We start from the raw sequence: 19319 nt of genomic DNA, 5'->3' as shown, positions 1-19319 counted from the left end.
AATGAAATTAGCAGAAGTTTCTATTAAAAGGCCCAGCCTGGTGATTGTAATGCTTGCATTACTTATCATAGGAGGACTTTTTAGCTATAGTCAGCTCAACTATGAGTTGATCCCAAAATTTGAAGTGAAGGTGGTCACAGTTATGACCGTCTACCCGGGGGCATCGCCGGCCGAGGTGGAGAACACGGTTTCCCGAAAGATAGAAGACGCGGTTTCTTCCCTTGAGAACATCAAGAAGATCCAGACAAAATCTTTTGAAAGCCTGTCGGTAGTTACCATTCAGTTTAACAATGATGCCGATGTTGACTTTCTACTTAATGAAGCCCAGCGTAAGATCAACTCCATTAGGTCTGACCTGCCAGAGGATATTGACGAGCCATCGCTCTCCCAGTTCTCACTTTCAGACTTACCCGTGGTAAGCCTTGGGGTTACAGGTAACCTTTCAGAAAATGAGCTTTATGAGTTGATAGATCAAAAGATTGAGCCTGCTTTTTCAAGACTTTCTGGGGTAGCACAGGTGAACGTTGTTGGTGGCCAGGAAAGAGAGATTAGGGTAAATATTGACCCAAACAAACTTGAAGGTTACGGTCTTACTGTACCACAGGTACAACAAATTATTACAGCTTCAAACCTTGACTTTCCTACAGGAAACCTTACTACACGGGAGAATACAACGCTTATCAGGCTTTCAGGAAAAATCCAGTCGGTTGATGAGCTTAGAGATCTGGTAATTGCATCTCAGAAAGGCCAGAACATTCGGTTAACAGATGTTGCTGAAGTTCAGGACACTCAAAAAGAAACAGAGAAAATTGCCAGGATAAACCGTCAAAGTACCATTTTACTACAGGTTCAGAAGCAAACAGATGCCAATGCGGTAACTGTAAGTGAACTTGTTCAGGAAAAAATGGCCGAATTAGAGCAACAGTATGCAGATCAGGGCATTGAACTTACCATGGCAAATGATACGTCTACCTTTACCCTTGCAGCAGCCGATTCGGTAATCAAAGACCTTTTGATCGCGGTAGGGCTTGTGGCCTTTGTAATGCTTTTCTTCCTGCATAGTTACAGGAATGCGCTTATCGTGATGGTGGCAATTCCAACCTCGCTTATCGCCACATTTATAGGAATGTTATTGCTTGGTTATAGTTTGAACCTAATGAGTTTACTTGCCCTTTCGTTGGTGGTAGGTATCCTGGTAGATGACGCGATTGTGGTGATTGAGAACATTCACCGCCACATGGAGATGGGTAAAAACAAAGTACGTGCGGCTTATGATGGAGCAAAAGAGATTGGGTTTACAGTAACTGCAATTACCCTGGTAATTGTGGTGGTATTCCTGCCTATTGCCCTTAGTAGCGGACTTGTTGCCAACATTATTGCACAGTTTTGTGTGACGGTAATTATTGCCACCTTGTTGTCGTTACTGGTTTCATTTACCGTGGTGCCATGGCTTTTCTCCAGATATGGAAAACTGGAACTCATTAGTGGCGATTCTTTCTTCGGAAAAATCATTCACCATTTTGAGAAGGGGCTTACGTGGTTTACCGAAGAAGTTACCAAGATCCTTAACTGGTCTCTCGATAATAAGATTAAAACCTTCGTTATAGTGTTTGTGCTGTTTGTGAGCTCTATTACTTTAGTAGGTATGGGTTATATCGGTTCAGATTTCTTTCCGAGGACCGATAGAGGAGAATTCCTTGTACAGCTTGAAATAGACAAGGATGCTTCTATAGAGGAAACCAATTTTATTACCCAAAAAGCAGAAAACTATCTTGCACAGTTGCCCGAAGTTGAGCGTATGATCACTACTGTTGGGCAGTCAAGTAGTGGAGGAATGGGTGGTGCACAGGCTACCAATTACAAATCAGAAATCAACGTTACCCTTGTAGACAAATCTGAAAGAGATGATAAAACAAATGTCTATGCGGCTAAACTAACCCGCGCCCTGGAGCAGGAATTGGTGGGCGCTAAGGTAACTACCGTACCTGTGGGCATAGTTGGGGCTGAAGAAGCACCATTGCAAATGACCGTTACCGGTAACTCTTTTGAAGATGCCATCACTTATGCTGAAGCTGCTGAAGAAATTCTTCGGAATATAGACGGGGCGACAGAAATTGAACTAAGTGTTGAAGAAGGTAACCCTGAAATTTCGGTAAATGTAGACCGTGATAAAATGGCATCTTTAGGGCTTAATGTTGCCGTGGTCGGCCAAACCCTGCGTACTGCCTTCAGTGGAAATACCGATAATAAGTTCCGTACCGGAAGCACCGAGTATGACATTAACATCATTTTTGATGAGGCTTCAAGAAACAATATTGAAGATGTAAGGAATATTCAGTTTATAAACAATCAGGGGCAAAGGATCAACCTGTCTCAGTTTGCAGACATTACTTATGAATCTGGCCCTTCTTTGCTGGAGCGTTATGACCGTTCACCATCTGTTACCGTTAAGGCCCAGACTGTGGGTAAAACTACCGGTGCTGTAGCACAGGAATGGGAAGAGAAACTGGCCAGTGTAGAACAGCCTAAAGGAGTAGACTGGACCTGGGGAGGAAACATGGAAAACCAGAGTGAAGGTTTTGGAACGCTGGGTATTGCCCTTTTAGCCGCAATTATGCTGGTGTACATGATCATGGTGGTGTTGTATGATGACTTTGTGAAACCGTTTATCGTATTGTTCTCCATTCCGCTTTCGTTTATCGGGGCATTATGGGCACTTGCACTCACCAATAACAGTTTGAACATCTTTACCATTCTGGGGATCATTATGCTTATTGGATTGGTTGCCAAAAATGCCATTCTGTTAGTAGATTTTGCCAACCACAGGCTGGCACACGGTGAGAAAATACGCGATGCATTGATCCAGGCGAACCACGCCCGTTTACGTCCTATTTTGATGACTACCATTGCGATGGTCTTCGGGATGTTGCCAATCGCCCTTGCATCGGGTGCAGCGGCCGAGATGAGTAACGGTCTTGCAATTGTGATCATTGGGGGGCTTCTATCCTCTCTTTTCCTCACACTGGTTATTGTGCCGGTTGTGTTCATGATCTTTGTGAGACTGGAAGAGAAGTTCACTAAGAGCGAAAAGAATAATTATGAAGAGTTGATGGTGGCCGATTATGAGCACGTCGATCCTAAACATGAACTGGAGTTCTAAAAATGGCAAAAACTGGCTGCATTTTTTTGCGGTCAGTTTTTCTTTTTTCCTTCCGCTTTAAATTGAGAATTTTAGAAGGAGGAACTCATCAAAAATGAAAAACAGGAAATAATGGAAAAGGATATTGAATTTTTAGAGAAGGTTTCAGAACTTTTTCTGGAAAATGGTGCAAAATCCGTCACCATGGACGATATAGCCAGCGAACTTAAGATCTCCAAGAAGACACTGTATCAAATGTACAGGAACAAAGAAGCCCTTCTTGAAGAAGTACTGGTATATAAACTGGAGATAGTGATCTCCAAAATGCGGAGCCTGGATGTGACTGTTGAAAATGCCGTAGAAAGGATGTTTGCCAGAGATGAGGGTATAATTAAGGCATCAAGAACAAACAATTCCCTTATGTTGCGGCAGCTTATCAAGTATTACCCGCAGATCTTTAACAAGCACATGCTCTATTTTTCTGAAAAGCTTTCAGAAATCCTTATTCACAACATTGAAAGGGGCCGTAAGCAGGGGCTTTACAGAGAAGATTTTGATGCAGGATTATATTCAAAGCTTTTCTTTCAATTGACAATGACTTACGACAATTCACCTTATTTAGATACTACCAACATCTCGCGGGAAAGGTATCACCAGGAAACTTTAAGCCTTTACATGAATGCCATTACAACTGAAAAAGGAAAAGAGGTACTGAAGAAAATGAAAGGCAGCTTCTGTTAAATGGCAAAAAACAAGATCATGCAAAAAATTCTATCTAAGCGACTTCAAATATGTTTTGCAGTCTTCTTCTTTTTGTCTTTTTACAATACTTCTCAGGCGCAACGTGTGACAAGAGAGCAGTTAAAGGATACACTTTTACCTTCATTTTCGGCCTATCGCGATAATTATTTTATTACGGGAGTACCCCTGCAAAATGATATTTCTAAGACCACGGCAGATGCGAAATACCAGATAAGTTTTAAACAATTGGTCACCAGGCACGTGCTTCCATTTCAAACCCAGTTGTTCTTGACCTACACCCAAAAATCTTTTTGGAATATCTATGAATTCTCCAGTCCTTTTCAGGATGTGAATTTTAATCCGGGTATTGGGTTGGCTTCAGGTATTTATAACAGGAAAGACGAGTTGACGGGAATTGCCGAATTCAAACTTGAACACGAATCTAACGGCCGCGAAGGTGAAGCCTCAAGGAGTTGGAACAGTATTATCCTCACCTACAACGCCCGCCTTAACAATAAGACTATTTTGACCCTGAGAGGCTGGCTCCCTTTTGGCTACAGTGATAACTGCGACCTCATAGATTATATAGGATATGGCGAAGCCAATTTGTCTTATGACCTGGCTCCAAAATGGAACCTGGAAGTATCTGCCCGTAAAGGTGCCCAGTGGGACTGGAAAGGTAATATAAGGTCAAGGGTCTTCTACAGGATATCAAAAAGTACCAATCAACACCTCATGCTGGAGTGGTATGTAGGTAATGCCGAAAACTTAATTGATTACCACGAATATGAGAATATGATTAGGATTGGCTATGCCATTAAATCCCCCGACTTAAACTTGCTGAGAGGCAAGAAGACCAAACCGATTTATGAGTAAGTCTGAAACCGGACGACAAAATGACTTTTTAGCGCTTTTTTCTTCAGAAAGAAGCAGCATTAACCCCCGAATAAGAATAATATGAATTCATTCCCTAAACTACTCCAATACCAGGAAGTTTTATCAATCTGGGCTGGATCAAAAATAAAGACAAACGAAGACTTTGAAACTTATTGTGACTGTGATTTTGATTTTATTGAAATCCTTCTTCTTTTTGAGAGCAGGTTTTCCTTGAATCTTTTGGAAAGTACGGTTGTACGTCACGACTTTCAAACAGTTAGTAATTTCTTGGTATGGCTAACAAGGCAGCCAGGAGCTGCCGGATCATATATTCCTTTTCAAACCCATGAGCCTGAAATATGGCATGTTTCCGAAGTTTTGTAGGATGGGAGGATTGGATAAGTTCTGCAGGATCTAAAATATATATAATGTTTATCTGAGGAGATATATTTTAGAGAAAACATTGGAGAAAGCCCGGGATCAATTTCCGGGCTTTTTATATTAGTAATGATTTCTGAAGGTGTTGATTTAGCATAGAAGCAGCTAAACTTGATAACATTAACGATGCGAATTGGGATTAAATTACAACTTAGACAAAAAAGCGTGTAATTTTGTTTTTGTGCGCAAGTTGGCAATTTGTAGGATATATAAAGATCATCCAAGTTCCAAATTATAGCTCAGCCCGCAACAGATGCAGGCACTTTATAATCCATTTAAAAACTACTTCAAGACAGGTAAATGAAGCAATTTTCTTTAATCCTGTTACTCCATTTTCTTAGTGTGGCAGCTTCTTCACAGGAAGTAATTGATCGTTACGGTGCGCTAATTCGTTCTAATGTTAGTGAAGTTAATGTTTATTTAATTTTTACAGGACATGAGCATTATGAGGGCTTTGAACATGTGCTGGAGGTACTTAAAAAGCAGGAAATACAGGCTTCCTTTTTTCTCACCGGAGATTTTATAAGACAGCACCGCGAGCTGGTAAAAGAGATTGCCGCAGCAGGCCATTTTGTGGGGGCGCACTCCAACAGGCATCTTCTATATAACGATTGGACAAAGAGGGATAGCTTACTTTATTCACCTGCTACAATCAAAAAAGACATCATAGATAATCTCAAAGAGCTCGAAACCCTGGAAGTTTATCCTGAAGTTTTTATGCCTCCTTATGAATGGTACAACCAGGAAGTGGTGGAAATAGCTGCGGAAGCAGGCCAGCGCACTATAAATTTTAGCCCCGGAATACGAACCAATGCCGATTATACAAGTCCCGATATGGCCAACTATCTCTCCAGCGAAGAAATTTTGAAGAACCTGTACCATTTCGAACAGGAACATGGCTTAAACGGATTTCATATCCTTATTCACCCAGGAACCAGTCCGCTTAGAAAAGATAAACTTTACCTGAACCTCGATTCAATTATCAGTGAATTAAAAGAAAGAGGTTATCATTTCTTCAGGTTTATGTAAGGCTACAAAAAAGGACGTACTGTAAATTCCTTACTTTTCCTAAAACTATACTTCTTTGCAACTGGGTAGAGTAGCAGGATCTTCCCAAAGAAACAGCTGGAAAAAATGTAGTTTCAAAATGCCATTTTTGAAAGGAAAGTTCTACTGTACTTTCTGAAAATCAGTTTTTTAAAAATTGTAGTTAATAGCCTGGATGGTAGACACATTTCCAGGCTTTATTTTTTTATAGGGTATATTTTATGATTCTGCTCTCTTTCTTTTAACAGTCCTTTTATCAGATTGTAGATAGCTTATTTTAATTTCAGAATTAAACCTAATCAACAAAATTTATGAAAGATAATAAGAAAGAGACTTCAAAAAAAATTGAAGACTTAAAGAAGAACACCTCTAATCCAAAGGGGAAAACAATGACCACCAATCAGGGGTTAAAGGTAAATGACACCAATAATTCTTTAAAAGCTGGAGCACGTGGTGCATCATTATTAGAAGATTTTATTCTAAGGGAGAAAATTACTCATTTTGACCACGAGCGCATTCCCGAGAGAATTGTACATGCACGCGGAAGTGGCGCTCACGGTTATTTTGAGCTTTATGAGAGTCAGGAGAAATATACCAAAGCAGGCATATTTACTGACACTTCAAGAAAAACGCCGGTATTTGTGAGGTTTTCTACGGTTGCCGGTTCTAAAGGATCGGCCGATCTTGCCCGTGACGTGAGGGGTTTTGCTACCAAGTTTTATACCGATGAAGGGGTATTTGACCTGGTAGGGAACAACATGCCCATCTTTTTTATTCAGGATGCCATGAAGTTTCCCGATTTGATCCATTCGGTAAAACCTGAACCCGACAGGGAAATTCCGCAGGCAGCTTCGGCGCATGACACTTTTTATGATTTCGTTTCCCATACTCCCGAAACCCTGCACAATCAAATCTGGTTGATGAGCGACAGGGCGATCCCGAGAAGTTTCCGGATGATGGAAGGTTTTGGGATTCATACCTTCAGGTTAATAAATGCTGAAGGAAAATCCCATTTTGTGAAGTTCCACTGGAAACCATTACTCGGAGTAAAATCGGTGACCTGGGATGAAGCGGTAAAAATTCACGGTGCCGACTCAGATTTTCACAGGAGAGACCTGTGGGATGCCATAGAAGCCGGCCAGTACCCTGAGTGGGAATTAGGGTTTCAAATAGTTTCCGAAGAAGACGAGCATAAATTTGATTTTGACCTTTTAGACCCTACAAAACTGATTCCGGAAGAAATGGTGCCGGTACAGCGCATTGGGAAAATGACACTTAACCGCAATCCCGATAACTTCTTTGCAGAAACTGAACAGGTGGCATTCCACCCGGGGCATGTAGTGCCGGGAATTGATTTTACAAACGATCCTTTGCTGCAGGGAAGGTTATTTTCTTACACCGATACCCAACTTTCAAGGTTGGGCAGCCCAAATTTTAATGAAATTCCCATCAATCGTCCCGTCAACGAAATTCATAACAATCAGCGGGATGCCCACATGCGTATGACGGTGAATAAGGGTAAGACAGCTTATTTCCCAAATTCAATTGGCGGCGGTTGCCCTCACCTGGCAAAAATAGCCGAAGGTGGGTTTAGCCATTATGAGGAGCGAATTGATGCCAAAAAAGTTAGGGAACGAAGTGAGAGCTTCAATGACCATTTTTCGCAGCCTGCGTTGTTTTACCGCAGTTTAACTCAGCATGAGCAGGAGCATGTGGTACAGGCTTATTCTTTTGAACTGGGTAAATGTACTTATGATCATATTAAGGAGCGAATGCTGTACATACTGGCCCAAATTGATGAAACCCTGGCATCAAAGGTCGCTTCAAATCTGGGAATGGAAATTCCTTCGGAAATTGACCGGCCGCTTAACCAGGCTATAGGAGCCGATGCAGATGTTGAAAAACAACAGCCGGGGCCTAAAAAGAACTATCTCGATAAATCTGAAGCTTTGAGTCAGGAGTTTTTGCCTTCCGAAGGAATAGCTACGCGAAAAATAGCCGTTTTGGCAGGTGATGGGTTTAGTGAAAGTGACTACAACAAAATGAAGAAACCCCTGGAAGAAGCTGGAGCCATGGTGCAGATTGTGGGCACCCACGGCGGCAGCATTACATGTGACAAAGGTGATTCTCACAAAGTTGCTCATGCACTTATGACCACAGAAAGTGTGGTGTTTGATGCGCTTTACATTCCCGGTGGCAAAAAGAGTATTGATGCCCTCATGAAACAGGCAAAAGCCAAAAAGTTCATCAATGAAACTTTGAAGCACTGCAAGGCTATCGCTTTAGATTCTGAAGCTGAAAAGCTCTTTGATGCAACCTATGGTAAAGATTTTAAAGGTGATGAAGCGGTGATTATAAATGGAAAACCGCAGAAATTTATCGATGCCATTAGCAAACACCGTAACTGGAAGCGGGAAAAAGCAGCCATGGAAATTCCTGCTTAAAGTCCTGAACACTTAATCAAAAAAGGGTTTAACCTGTTTAAGTTAAACCCTTTTTTGATTAAGTTATTTCCTTTTTCTATTAAAGTATTTTCTTACAGGGATATCATAGGCCACCATAGCAACGTAAGCCACTCCAATCAATACAATGGTACCTAAAGAGATGATGAGAAAGGTCTGGGTTTCTCCCGGCTGGTAATTGGTGTAATAGTTCCCAAACATCCAGATGACTGCGTAATGCGTCATGTATAGCGGATAGGAAATATCTCCCGAAAATTTGCAGAAGTTTTTTAACCTTTTAGACAGGCTAGAACCTGCACCAAGCGAAATAAGTAACGGGAAATAGAAAAGCACAATCGCCGTTTCTATCATCCAGTTCATTTCAAAATAAGGCATAACAAAAGCCAGGGATAATAGTAAAGCCAGGAAAATAAACCCAATCTGATTTTTTATCACCCAGTTGTAACGGAAGATTAATAGCCCCATCAAAAAAGAGTAGGAGATTCGCGCACAGCCATCCCAAAAATTCTCTCCCGTCCATCCTCCTAATAAGTTGCCTGCGCTATAACTTACATAGCCAAGAGCTATGGCCGCCAGCAGGGTTACTACAAGCAGGTAGCGGCGGCTTAACCTGTAAAGAACCAAAGCGTATACAATATTGGCCACATATTCCCAGAACAAAGACCAGGATGGGGCATTAAGCCCAAAAAGATTAAACGCCCTGTCTTCCATGACCGGAAGAGGAATAAGAAAAATAGAACATAAAAAGATAAGAATAATCCTTCCGGTTCCATAACCTTGTGCATCAAGGGCAAAAGGATCAAAAAGAAGTGCAAGGAGCCCCAATACCGAACCCAGGATAATTAGAGGGTGCAGGCGGATCAATCTTGACTTGAAAAATTCCCAGGTCCCTATTTTTTGAATGCGGTCATCATAGGCATATCCAATTACAAATCCCGATAAACAGAAAAAGAAATCGACCGCCAGGAAGCCATGACCAATAAAATTCTTGCTAAAATCGGGATATACCCATTCCATAAAGTGAAATATTACAACTGCCAGTGCCGCTACACCTCTTAGCCCGTCGAGTATTAAAAAGTGCTTTTTTGATTTAAGATTTTTAGTCGCGGGTGAGGAGAGAGGAGGGGACGAAATTTTAAACATTACTAAGCAGGAAGGTTTGTTAGATTACTTTAGAAATTAGATAAAAGCTAAAGTTAGGATAAATTATTTTTATTTTAAGTTTACTTAAATAAATAATTTAGATAAGTCTTAGAAGATAGGATAAGATGCTACAAATTGGTTAAATGCAATGGGATGAAAAGTTATTTATAAACGCCTCTAGCAGAATTGGCCAAAAGCTTTAAAGTGCTAATAGTTGGTTCTGGTTTTGTACCATATCGTTCACAAATACAAAAAGGGGTCAAACCAACAGGTTTAACCCCTTTTTTCCTTTAAACTCAATTTCAAATAATTTTTAAACAATGGCAGGGAATGTGAGCAGGGGAGATGGGCTGCATGACTGCATTCTTTTAATCCTGTCCCTTACAATTCCTCTTTTGAAGAGGTTCATATTCCTTTTTTCGGGCATTAGAACAATATCGTGCTCTTCTTTTTCTATGGCTTTGCGAAGAGTATCAAAAACTTCCGAAGAATAGAGTGTTCTGTAGGAAATTTTAGGATAAGGAATTTCCTGTTCCACTTTTTCCTGAAAATCCTGAAGCTTTTGAAGTGCCTCATCTTCCTTGCGGTGGGTAATGTGAACAACTTCAATACTGGCCTCTAGAGATTGGGCCATAGGGATCAATTCCTTGAGATAAATAAGTTCCTGATCGTCTAAAGTGCTTGCAAAAAGGATCTTTTGAGGCTGTTTAAAACGGTATTGTGGCGGCACAGCCAAAACAGGCAAAGAAGATTTTCCAATCATTTCGCTTGTCGTGGTGCCCACGAGTTTATCCTTAAGTTTACTGGCGCCACAAGCCCCCATAACGATCACCCTTACCTGCAGGTCTTTGGTGAATTTCAGGATCTCTTCGGCTATGTTGGAGCCAGAAACCACCGCGGGAGAGATGGTTTGGGGCTGATAATTTTCTTTTAGATGTAGCTTGCAAAAATCCTGAAGCTCTTTTTGGTGGTCTTTTAAAAAATCCACTTTTGGTCTATCTACTTCATAAGAAGGATAAACATGAAGAGCAATAAGGTCGTCTCCCATAATTCGGGCGAGTTCAGCTGCATATTTTAGCGCAGCCACAGAGTTGCTCGAAAAATCGGTTGCGTAGATTATTTTTTTCATGATTTTGAATTTACCTGTTTAAAGGTAAGACCATAGATACCAATAAAGTATGATTATTATCAGGTTGTAAAAATATAGTTGCTTTCAAGGTTAGGTTCCAAAAATGCCCTTTTTGAAGATCATTTATTTCTGCTGAAAAAACTGAACTTTTTTCTTAATTTCCGAAGCTGTTTGTATGCTGAAACTGACTTAAAAATATTTCTTCGGAAGTACTTCTGCTGAAAAAACCTCCTAAAAATGACAAATATTTGCCTTACCGGCCAAATTCCTGTAAAAACTGAAACATCCTTTACACAAATTAACGCTCTACATTCTTCGTTGCCTGAAACTTCCCTTATTTTTGCCTTTTTTCAATAGTAAAGGATATGGATTATTCAAAGATAAAGCTCGTGGTGAGTGACATGGATGGAACTTTGTTGAACAGCAAGCACGAGGTGAGTCCGCAGTTTTTAAAGATTTTTAAAGACTTGCAGGAGCAGGAGATTAAATTTGCCGTGGCCAGTGGCAGGCAGTACTACAGCCTTAGGGAGCGAATGGACGAGATTAAAGATGAGCTTATTTACATAGCCGAAAATGGAGCTATTGTAATGCAGCATGAGCAGGAATTACACGTTGTACCCATGAAAAAAGAGGTAGTGCACGAACTTATTCAGGAAGTTCGAAAACTTGAAAATAAGTATCTAATTCTCTGCGGAAGGGAACAAGCCTACATTGAAAGTACAGCTCCCGAATTTATGGAGCCGTTTCTTAATCATTATGAGAAATACAAAGTGGTAGATGACCTGTTGGAAGTAGAGGACGACCTTTTTCTAAAATTCACTATTTGTGATCTTTCAGGAGCCGAGAAAAATTCCCTGCCTCACCTAAAGCATTTTGAAGATCGCCTGCAGGTAAAACTTTCCGGAGAAATTTGGATAGATTTTAACCATAAGGAAGCTCAAAAAGGAAATGCGCTCATTGCCGTACAGGAGCATATGAACATTAAGAAAGAAGAAACGGTTGCTTTTGGAGATTATCTAAACGACCTGGAACTATTTGAACATTCGGGCTACAGCTACGCTATGCAAAACGCACATAAAGAAGTGAAAGCCGTGGCTACGCACCACGCCGGCAGCAATGACGAACTGGGAGTGGAAAAGGTACTGGAAGAGCTGCTTAAAGGCTTAAAAGCTGCGAAGGCGCAGTCTTTATAAGTAATTGCAGAATTTAAAACCAGTAGATCAGGATTTCAGAAAATAAAAAGTCGCCTCAAAAGCTGTAATTAACACCTGTAACTATTTTAGGGTGTCAAAAATGGCATTTCAGGCGACCTTTTCAGTTTAATACAACCTATTAGTAAGTTGCAGGTGTTCCCGGTTGTGGTAATGATTTCTGAATAAATTCCCTCACATCATCATTGGCCTTTTTAAGGTCCTCATTCCGAAGGTACATCATATGCCCGCTGCGATATCCTTTAAAGCTTAACCTGTCGCGCATTTTTCCGCTGGGATCCAGCTGCCACATGGTATATTTTGCATCAAAATATGTGGTTGCCCCATCAAAATACCCACTCTGAATAAGCACATCAAGGTTAGGATTCTGAGCCATGGCCTGACGCAGGTTTTCCCCGGTATTATCGCGGCTTCGGTCCCATGGGTGCACGGGGCCGAACATATAATAGGTAAGGTCTGTCTTAAATTTAAGATCATTCCTAAGGTAATGATTGATTGCCGGAGTAAAAGAATGCAGCCATGAGGTGAGTTCAGCATTATAATCGGGGGAATCTCCGGCTTCTTTGCGGTCTAGGCCAACATAGCGGGAATCAAGTCTTCCCACGGTCATACCTTTTTGATCTCTCAGCAAATCTTTCCAAAAGTAATTATAGGGTACTTCTAAATTATGCTGAAGAATTTCCTTCTCAGAAATCCCGGAATAGCGGGCCATAGTTGAAGCCACTTCTTCTTTCTTATCCTGCTCCAGGAAACCTCCTTTGGCAAGAGCAGGAAGTAATTCATTTATTGCGTATTGTTCAACTTCGGGAAGCAACTCTTCCAAATCCCTTTTTTGAAGATCTTGCGGAAGCAGGTTGTGGTACCAAGCGGAGGCAGTAAAGTAGGGGAGGCGGTTTGCGACTTCTACAGGGCCTTCACGGTCTATTCCAATATCTGTAGGAGAAACAAGGATTACGCCATTTAAATACATCCACTGTGAATTCTGAAGTTCGAGGGCCAAACCGGAAACCCGGGTAGTTCCATAGCTTTCGCCAATCAAATATTTTGGAGATAGCCAGCGGTCATACCTGGTCACAAAGGTGTTGATCCACTTTGCGAGATAGCTAACATCGGCATTCACTCCAAAGAACTGATCCCGATTCTGTTTTTTCTCACCTTTTGGCTCAATGATCCTTGAAAAACCAGTATTTACAGGATTTACATAAACAATATCGGCAATATCAAGAATTGAATACGGATTCTCTTTGGTGCCGTAAGGCTGAATAGGGAAACCTTCGGGATCTATCTCCAAAACTCGCGGGCCAGTATAGGCAAGGTGCATCCAGACAGATGCAGAACCAGGCCCGCCATTAAAGGAAATCACCAGTGGCCGGTTCTTTAATTCATTAATACCACTGCGTTTGTAATAGGTATAGAAGAGACTGGCAATGGTTTCACCATCTTCATTCCAAACAGGTTGCATACCTGTGGTTGCTGTGTAGTCGATTCTCTGCCCGTTTATGTTCACCCTGTGGGAGGTAACTACAGTAGTGTCAACAGGGATCTGGACGTCCTGTGCCCGGACTTCGGCATGTAAAACAGCAAATAAGATTGCGAGGAAAGTAATTTTTTTCATTTCAGGTTCTTGGTTAAAAAACCTAAAAATAGAAAAAATCAGAAGAACCTGCTCCGTTTTTTAGAAGCTGTAACTAAAGGACAGCCCCTGGAATTCATTTCCCCTTATATCGACTCCCATAGCCGGAGATACCTGAAAATTCTGTTCATCCCTCTTGTGAAGCTCCGGAATAAGAATTCCGCTTGCTGCACCCACAGCATACCCTACAATATTATCGGTGAGGAAGTGTTTCCCGGCTTCAGCCCTGAGATAGGCCACCCAGGCAGGAACAATCGCTGCTGCAGTCCACACATACGGTTTCGCTGCCGAATCTGGATAGAAATCATTGTAGATCTTGGCCGCAAAAAAAGTAGCGGAGGCCGTAGCTGCAGTATGTCCTGCAAAAAAGGATCTTTGCGCCCCACTTTCCCTACGATCTTCTTCGGGAACAGAGGTGTTATATGCTAAAGGTCGCGCCCTGTCTACCAAACCTGCAGAAATAGTATATAAAGCTCCTGTTGTAGCCATACTTTCCAGGAACATTACTGAAATTTGTCCGGCGTTTGACCGCATATTGCCATCTGCCACCATCATAATTACAGGAACTGCAAAAGACCCATAAAAAGGATAGTAGCTTATCTTATCGGCCCTGTCACTGTGATTTCCCGCCAGGAAACGGTCCATACCCGGCACATCATCTTTTGATAAATCGTTAAGTTCTTCAATAGTGAGATCATCTTTGTCCTGAATTAATTTAAAACCCAGCACGTTCAAACCTAATCCCACACCCACCCAGGGAGCATCAAGCTTCCAGCTGATCTTGTATGGGGATTGTGAGGTATCGCTATTGGAGGTGGAAAAAGATTGAGAGTAAGTGGAAAAAGTAAAGCAAAAAAGTAAAACTATTACACAAATTGGTTTCTTCATCTTTTGGGGTTTTAATCAAAGCTCGGTCTTTTACTTTTTACAACCTGAAGCATTAACGCAATTATAAGAGTGATAGCAAGGGTTTTCAGAAAAATTTCAGAAATCCAACCTTCTTCCTGAGGAATTAAATCCATAAGTAAAGGAAATATTTTGTTTATGTTTATTTAGAAATATTAAAACAAAACTTACCTTTGGAAAAAGATTGCTATGAAAATATATCAGTTACACACTGTTCAGAAATTACCGATTTCTTTGGAGGAGGCGTGGAATTTTTTTTCCAGTCCTGCAAACCTCAAAGTAATCACACCGTCTTATATGGGTTTCGATATTATATCGGGAGGGGATAGGCCAATGTTTGCCGGACAAATCATTCAATATATAGTTACTCCCGTAGCTGGAATTAAAACAAAATGGGTGACAGAAATCACTCATGTCAAAGAACCTTATTATTTTGTAGATGAACAGAGGTTTGGTCCTTATGCTCTTTGGCACCATAAACATTTTTTTAGGGAAATAGATGGCGGCGTAGAGATGGAAGATATTGTAGATTATAAACTTCCCTTCGGAGTAATAGGGCAGGCAGTTCATCCTTTGATGGTCAAACCCAAACTGGAGGAAATTTTCAACTTCAGAAGAAAGAAACTTATTGAATTGTTTGGGAGCTATAAAAAAGAGGCCGTTTAAATTACCCTTTTTGGCACCTCTCTAAAAGAAGCATAAGAGCAATTTAAACGGCCTGTTTCAGATATTATTTAAAATCTTATTCCTGCGAGTTTAGATCTTTTGAGCTGATTTTTGTTTGTAGTGACTAAACAGATCGTGCTCTTTGATCATTGCTGTGGTTTTTTCGGGCAACATATCTTCCCATCCACCTTTACCTTCAGCAATTAATTGTAGTACTTCCCTGGAGAAAATATCTAATATAGCCGGGTCGTAATTTGTAATATCCACAACCTTTCCGTTGTATTTAAAGAACTTGTACAGCTCCTTCATTCTTGGATGTACTTTCAGGGTATCACTGGTTGTGATCTCGCCGGTCTCACGATCTTTGAACGGATATAAATAAACCTTGAGATCTTTGAAGAACAACTTTCCGAATGCCTCCAGGATCCCTCCACTCAGGTGCCTGTAGTATTTCTCATCAAAGATATCTACCAGGTTGTTTACACCCATTGCAAGACCCATGCGTTCTTTGGTATAGCGGGAGAAATATTCTACAACCTTATAGTACTCCTGGAAGTTTGAGATCATCACGGTTTGACCTAGGGAACAAAGTAATTCTGCCCTGTCCATAAAATCCCTTTCATCAATCTCTCCTTCCGCCCGAAGGTTTGAAAGGGTAATTTCAAAGATTACTTCTGTATTTTCTTCAGAAACCCTGTTCTCATTAAGGAAAAGTTCCAAAGAGCGCTTGTACATGTCCATATTCACCTTGGTCACCGGTCTAAAGCTACCGCGCAAGGCCAGAATGTTCTTTTTGTAAAGGATCTTAGCCGGTAAAACGTTATTCCCATCGGGGGCGAACATTACCGCCTCTGTCATTCCGTTTTTAACCAGTTGTAAACTCATCAACCTGTTATCGACCTTTTCAAATCGAGGGCCCGAAAAGTTGATGGTATCAATCTCTATCTGGTCTTTATCTATGTGGTCGTAAAGATAACGAAGTAATTTCTTTGGGTTGTCGTACTTGTAATAAGCTCCGTAGATCAAATTTACTCCCAGGATCCCTAACGTGTTTTGCTGCAAGCGAGCATCGTTTTCGTGAAAACGCACGTGGAGGCTGATCTCGTTGTAGTCTTCTTCAGGATGCACCTGGTATTTAATTCCTACCCAGCCATGACCTTTATATTTCTTGGCAAAATCAATGGTGGCCACTGTGTTGGCGTAGGTGAAAAATAATTTGTTGGGGTGTTTTTCGCGGGATATCCTTTGCTCAATGAGATTGGTCTCATGTGTGAGCATTTTTTTTAAACGTTCTTCGGTGACATATCTTCGGTCATCCTCGATCCCGTAAATTGCATCACTAAAGTCTTTATCATAGGCGCTCATGGCCTTTGCAATAGTCCCTGAAGCACCACCGGCTCTAAAGAAGTTACGTACAGTTTCCTGCCCGGCACCTATTTCAGAAAAAGTTCCGTAGATATTTTCGTTTAGGTTGATGCGTAAAGCTTTACTCTTTATCGACGGGACATTTTCAAATTCCCGGTCACCCATTATAGTTATTGGCATAGCTATTTTTTTTGTACAAACTTTCCTTTGTAGGAACGGCTTAGTTCGTAGTCAAAGGTACTAAAATGGAGGGCTAAACAAAAAATAATACTTAGTTTTGTGGTAAAATTAAGAGCATTGAAAGTTACGTTTTTAGGTACAGGAACATCACAAGGAATACCCGTTATAGGTAGTGACCACCCGGTTTGTAAAAGCGAAGACCCCAAAGATAAAAGGTTGCGGGTTTCGGTTCTTGTTGAAGTAGACGAACACAATATTCTCATTGACTGCGGGCCAGATTTCAGGCAACAAATGCTCACTAATAATGTGCAGCGGGTAGATGCTATTTTATACACCCATGAACACAGTGACCATACTATTGGGCTGGATGATATACGGCCTTATTTCTTCAGGCAGGGAGATATTCCGGTTTATGCTCATGAAAGGGTAATGGCTTCTTTACAAAAACGGTTCGAGTACATTTTTGCTTCAGAAAATAAATATCCGGGTGCACCCAGTGTACAGGAGCATATCATTGAAAATAAGGCGTTCCCTGTAAAAGGGATAAATATTATTCCCGTAAACGTGATGCATAACCGGGTACAGGTTTTTGGTTTTAGAATTAGAGACTTTGCCTATATCACAGATGCAAAGACCATAGAAGAAGAAGAGGCCGAAAAGCTAAAAGGAGTAGATGTGCTGGTTGTTAATGCGCTGCGGAAAGAACCTCACCATTCCCACTTTAATCTACAGGAAGCCCTAGAGTTTATAGAAAAAATAGGGCCAGAAAAAGCCTATCTCACTCACATAAGCCAACATATGGGTTTTCATAAAGCGGTACAGGCCGAACTTCCCAAAAATGTGTTTTTGGCCTATGATAACCTTCAAATTGAAATTTAATGCGCAAGAGTTTTTTAATGTACCTGTTTGTTTTTACTGCTTTACTGGCGGTAGTCTTTTATATGAATGGGTCTAAAGTACTGGCATCTAAAGAAAAAGAAATAGAATATCTAAAAAAGGAACTTGAAGAGCAAAGAGCGAATGCTCAACCTGTCGCAGAAAATGCTTCACAGGAAAAATCATTTTCATTAGCCTCTAATGAGGAAGCGCTTTCATACCTTGAAGATAGGGGGCTTGATCCTGCCGAAGTGATGAAAAATGTAGAGGAAGCTCTTGTAAGCAGAAACGCGGTAGATGCCGATAATGACCTTATTCCTTATGAAGGCATGAATGGCCCTTTCAGAATTAATAAGGTGAAACTGCTAAACCACAAATGGGCCATAGCAAGTTTCACCGATGGTCTTTATTGGGGTGACCTCTTTGTTAGTTTTGAAATTGACGACACTGGCACAGTAGAGATTTTTACTGAAAAAGCCCTCTTGTATCCCCGCAATTAAAGGTGCTCCTTAAGCCATTGTTTGATCTCCATAAGATTTTGTGGCGCAACGCCATGACCTACAGGAAATTCTGAATAAGTATTGTCAATATTTAAGGAATCCAGGAAAGGTGCCGTCTTGCGGGCCCATTCCACAGGGATTACCTGATCTACCGTACCGTGGGAACTGTAAACTGAAAGTCCTGAAAAATCATTGTTTTCATATCCTTTTTTCAGGATTTCTTTATTGATATACCCGCTAAGGCCAACCACGTTTTTGATCTTTTCGGGATACGAAAGTGCCACACTAAAGCTGAGGATACATCCCTGGCTGAAGCCAAGTAAAGTAACATTTTTGGCATCTACGGGATAATTTTCGGTTACTTCGTCTATAAACTGCACGATCTTTTCCCTCGAGATAACTGCCTGATCATCATCACTGAATTTGCCGTTGCTGCTGCCATCCCAGTGAATCGCATACCAGGCATTGCCATAAGGAGGCAGGGGATAAGGTGCCCTTACAGAAATAATAAAAAGCTCCTCGGGCAACTCGTCTGCAAAAGAAAATAGATCTTCTTCATTGCTTCCGTAGCCATGTAGCATGATGAGCAAAGGGGCCTTTTCTACAGTTTTTTTGGGTTTTCTTACTAAATGATATAGGGTGAATGTTTCTGCTTCCATTAATTTATTGTGCTAAACCAATTTTGAAATTGTTTTCCTAAAATGGGTACTTCGTTCTTTTCTCCCTGTATGGCAGCAAGTAAGCCATAACCCCATAAAATGATGATAAAGAGGTAGAATGGTGCCGAAATAAGCCAGGTGTTAAACCACGAAACAATTATTCCCAAAAGGTAAAAGGTGATGTGAATTCCCAGCGCCTGCCGAATGTGAAAAGAAGCAAACGGGTTCTTTGAATCATTGTTGAGAAAGTAAGCAATAATAGTTCCTATAATAGTAAGATAGGCCCAAATTGCTGCAGCTTTCCCTTGGTTGGCTACACTGTCCATAAGAGATAATTTAGGGGTAAAT

16 protein-coding genes are annotated in these 19319 nt (G+C 41.0%); 9 read left to right on the top strand and 7 right to left on the bottom strand.

The window, feature by feature from the left end; translation table 11 throughout:
* Position 1: 1 nt before the first annotated feature.
* From V5739_RS16440 to V5739_RS16420, 5 genes are all read left to right on the top strand, one after another.
* A complete protein-coding gene (locus V5739_RS16440) occupies positions 2-3160 on the top strand; it encodes an efflux RND transporter permease subunit (RefSeq protein WP_423819057.1) in 3159 nt (1052 codons plus the stop codon).
* 111 nt (positions 3161-3271) lie between these two features.
* Positions 3272-3880, top strand: a complete 609-nt coding sequence (locus tag V5739_RS16435; RefSeq protein WP_423819056.1) for a TetR/AcrR family transcriptional regulator — start codon at positions 3272-3274, stop codon at positions 3878-3880.
* Between the two features lie 18 nt (positions 3881-3898).
* Positions 3899-4756 carry a phospholipase A gene (locus V5739_RS16430; protein ID WP_423819055.1) on the top strand — a complete coding sequence of 286 codons (858 nt, stop codon included), beginning with the start codon at positions 3899-3901 and terminating at the stop codon, positions 4754-4756.
* Between the two features lie 738 nt (positions 4757-5494).
* Positions 5495-6223 carry a polysaccharide deacetylase family protein gene (locus V5739_RS16425; protein WP_423819054.1) on the top strand — a complete coding sequence of 243 codons (729 nt, stop codon included), beginning with the start codon at positions 5495-5497 and terminating at the stop codon, positions 6221-6223.
* A gap of 329 nt (positions 6224-6552) precedes the next feature.
* The gene (locus V5739_RS16420; protein WP_423819053.1) at positions 6553-8685 is read left to right on the top strand and encodes a catalase; all 2133 of its coding nucleotides are present in this window, start codon (positions 6553-6555) and stop codon (positions 8683-8685) included.
* 63 nt (positions 8686-8748) lie between these two features.
* On the opposite strand, the gene V5739_RS16415 is transcribed toward V5739_RS16420, so the two are convergent.
* Positions 8749-9846: an acyltransferase family protein gene (locus tag V5739_RS16415; protein ID WP_423819052.1), complete on the bottom strand. Its 1098-nt coding sequence runs from the start codon at positions 9844-9846 to the stop codon at positions 8749-8751.
* A 313-nt stretch (positions 9847-10159) separates the two neighbouring features.
* The gene (locus tag V5739_RS16410; protein WP_423819051.1) at positions 10160-10975 is read right to left on the bottom strand and encodes a universal stress protein; all 816 of its coding nucleotides are present in this window, start codon (positions 10973-10975) and stop codon (positions 10160-10162) included.
* A 365-nt stretch (positions 10976-11340) separates the two neighbouring features.
* Between V5739_RS16410 and V5739_RS16405 the strand changes: the two genes are divergently transcribed.
* The gene (locus V5739_RS16405; RefSeq protein WP_423819050.1) at positions 11341-12168 is read left to right on the top strand and encodes an HAD family hydrolase; all 828 of its coding nucleotides are present in this window, start codon (positions 11341-11343) and stop codon (positions 12166-12168) included.
* A 139-nt stretch (positions 12169-12307) separates the two neighbouring features.
* On the opposite strand, the gene V5739_RS16400 is transcribed toward V5739_RS16405, so the two are convergent.
* Positions 12308-13801 (bottom strand): S10 family peptidase, encoded by a 1494-nt coding sequence (locus tag V5739_RS16400; RefSeq protein WP_423819049.1) that lies wholly within the window; start codon positions 13799-13801, stop codon positions 12308-12310.
* Positions 13802-13861: 60 nt separating this feature from the next.
* Positions 13862-14707, bottom strand: coding sequence for a phosphatase PAP2 family protein (locus tag V5739_RS16395; RefSeq protein WP_423819048.1), 846 nt, complete (start codon positions 14705-14707; stop codon positions 13862-13864).
* A 207-nt stretch (positions 14708-14914) separates the two neighbouring features.
* Here V5739_RS16395 and V5739_RS16390 point away from each other — a divergent pair, with 207 nt between their 5' ends.
* A complete protein-coding gene (locus tag V5739_RS16390) occupies positions 14915-15391 on the top strand; it encodes an SRPBCC family protein (RefSeq protein ID WP_423819047.1) in 477 nt (158 codons plus the stop codon).
* A 90-nt stretch (positions 15392-15481) separates the two neighbouring features.
* Here the strand turns inward: V5739_RS16390 and V5739_RS16385 are convergent, their stop codons facing one another.
* Positions 15482-16936 (bottom strand): TonB-dependent receptor, encoded by a 1455-nt coding sequence (locus V5739_RS16385; RefSeq protein ID WP_266068195.1) that lies wholly within the window; start codon positions 16934-16936, stop codon positions 15482-15484.
* A gap of 117 nt (positions 16937-17053) precedes the next feature.
* Here V5739_RS16385 and V5739_RS16380 point away from each other — a divergent pair, with 117 nt between their 5' ends.
* Together V5739_RS16380 and V5739_RS16375 are read left to right on the top strand one after the other, a co-directional pair.
* Positions 17054-17815 (top strand): MBL fold metallo-hydrolase, encoded by a 762-nt coding sequence (locus V5739_RS16380; protein ID WP_423819046.1) that lies wholly within the window; start codon positions 17054-17056, stop codon positions 17813-17815.
* Positions 17815-18312: a hypothetical protein gene (locus tag V5739_RS16375; protein ID WP_423819045.1), complete on the top strand. Its 498-nt coding sequence runs from the start codon at positions 17815-17817 to the stop codon at positions 18310-18312. The genes V5739_RS16380 and V5739_RS16375 overlap by 1 nt, the downstream gene beginning before the upstream one ends.
* On the opposite strand, the gene V5739_RS16370 is transcribed toward V5739_RS16375, so the two are convergent.
* Together V5739_RS16370 and V5739_RS16365 are read right to left on the bottom strand one after the other, a co-directional pair.
* The gene (locus V5739_RS16370; protein ID WP_423819044.1) at positions 18309-18971 is read right to left on the bottom strand and encodes an alpha/beta hydrolase; all 663 of its coding nucleotides are present in this window, start codon (positions 18969-18971) and stop codon (positions 18309-18311) included. The two genes, V5739_RS16375 and V5739_RS16370, sit on opposite strands and share 4 nt — an antisense overlap.
* The gene (locus V5739_RS16365; protein ID WP_266068199.1) at positions 18971-19297 is read right to left on the bottom strand and encodes a hypothetical protein; all 327 of its coding nucleotides are present in this window, start codon (positions 19295-19297) and stop codon (positions 18971-18973) included. The genes V5739_RS16370 and V5739_RS16365 overlap by 1 nt, the downstream gene beginning before the upstream one ends.
* Positions 19298-19319: the final 22 nt, after the last annotated feature.

It is taken from the genome of Salinimicrobium sp. TIG7-5_MAKvit, from assembly GCF_049569215.1.
In the GTDB taxonomy this organism is placed as follows: Bacteria; Bacteroidota; Bacteroidia; order Flavobacteriales; family Flavobacteriaceae; genus Salinimicrobium; species Salinimicrobium profundisediminis.
The sequence above is the reverse complement of the archived record's forward strand: the minus strand, read 5'-3'. Positions and strand labels throughout refer to the sequence as shown.

Excerpts from the sequence above, each read along its gene's own strand:
- V5739_RS16405 (WP_423819050.1), top strand. The coding sequence starts at position 11,341 with ATGGATTATTCAAAGATAAAGCTCGTGGTGAGTGACATGGATGGAACT.
- V5739_RS16420 (WP_423819053.1), top strand. The coding sequence starts at position 6,553 with ATGAAAGATAATAAGAAAGAGACTTCAAAAAAAATTGAAGACTTAAAG.
- V5739_RS16410 (WP_423819051.1), bottom strand. The coding sequence starts at position 10,975 with ATGAAAAAAATAATCTACGCAACCGATTTTTCGAGCAACTCTGTGGCT.
- V5739_RS16415 (WP_423819052.1), bottom strand. The coding sequence starts at position 9,846 with ATGTTTAAAATTTCGTCCCCTCCTCTCTCCTCACCCGCGACTAAAAAT.
- V5739_RS16375 (WP_423819045.1), top strand. The coding sequence starts at position 17,815 with ATGCGCAAGAGTTTTTTAATGTACCTGTTTGTTTTTACTGCTTTACTG.
- V5739_RS16390 (WP_423819047.1), top strand. The coding sequence starts at position 14,915 with ATGAAAATATATCAGTTACACACTGTTCAGAAATTACCGATTTCTTTG.
- V5739_RS16435 (WP_423819056.1), top strand. The coding sequence starts at position 3,272 with ATGGAAAAGGATATTGAATTTTTAGAGAAGGTTTCAGAACTTTTTCTG.
- V5739_RS16440 (WP_423819057.1), top strand. The coding sequence starts at position 2 with ATGAAATTAGCAGAAGTTTCTATTAAAAGGCCCAGCCTGGTGATTGTA.
- V5739_RS16430 (WP_423819055.1), top strand. The coding sequence starts at position 3,899 with ATGCAAAAAATTCTATCTAAGCGACTTCAAATATGTTTTGCAGTCTTC.
- V5739_RS16370 (WP_423819044.1), bottom strand. The coding sequence starts at position 18,971 with ATGGAAGCAGAAACATTCACCCTATATCATTTAGTAAGAAAACCCAAA.
- V5739_RS16395 (WP_423819048.1), bottom strand. The coding sequence starts at position 14,707 with ATGAAGAAACCAATTTGTGTAATAGTTTTACTTTTTTGCTTTACTTTT.
- V5739_RS16400 (WP_423819049.1), bottom strand. The coding sequence starts at position 13,801 with ATGAAAAAAATTACTTTCCTCGCAATCTTATTTGCTGTTTTACATGCC.
- V5739_RS16385 (WP_266068195.1), bottom strand. The coding sequence starts at position 16,936 with ATGCCAATAACTATAATGGGTGACCGGGAATTTGAAAATGTCCCGTCG.
- V5739_RS16425 (WP_423819054.1), top strand. The coding sequence starts at position 5,495 with ATGAAGCAATTTTCTTTAATCCTGTTACTCCATTTTCTTAGTGTGGCA.
- V5739_RS16365 (WP_266068199.1), bottom strand. The coding sequence starts at position 19,297 with ATGGACAGTGTAGCCAACCAAGGGAAAGCTGCAGCAATTTGGGCCTAT.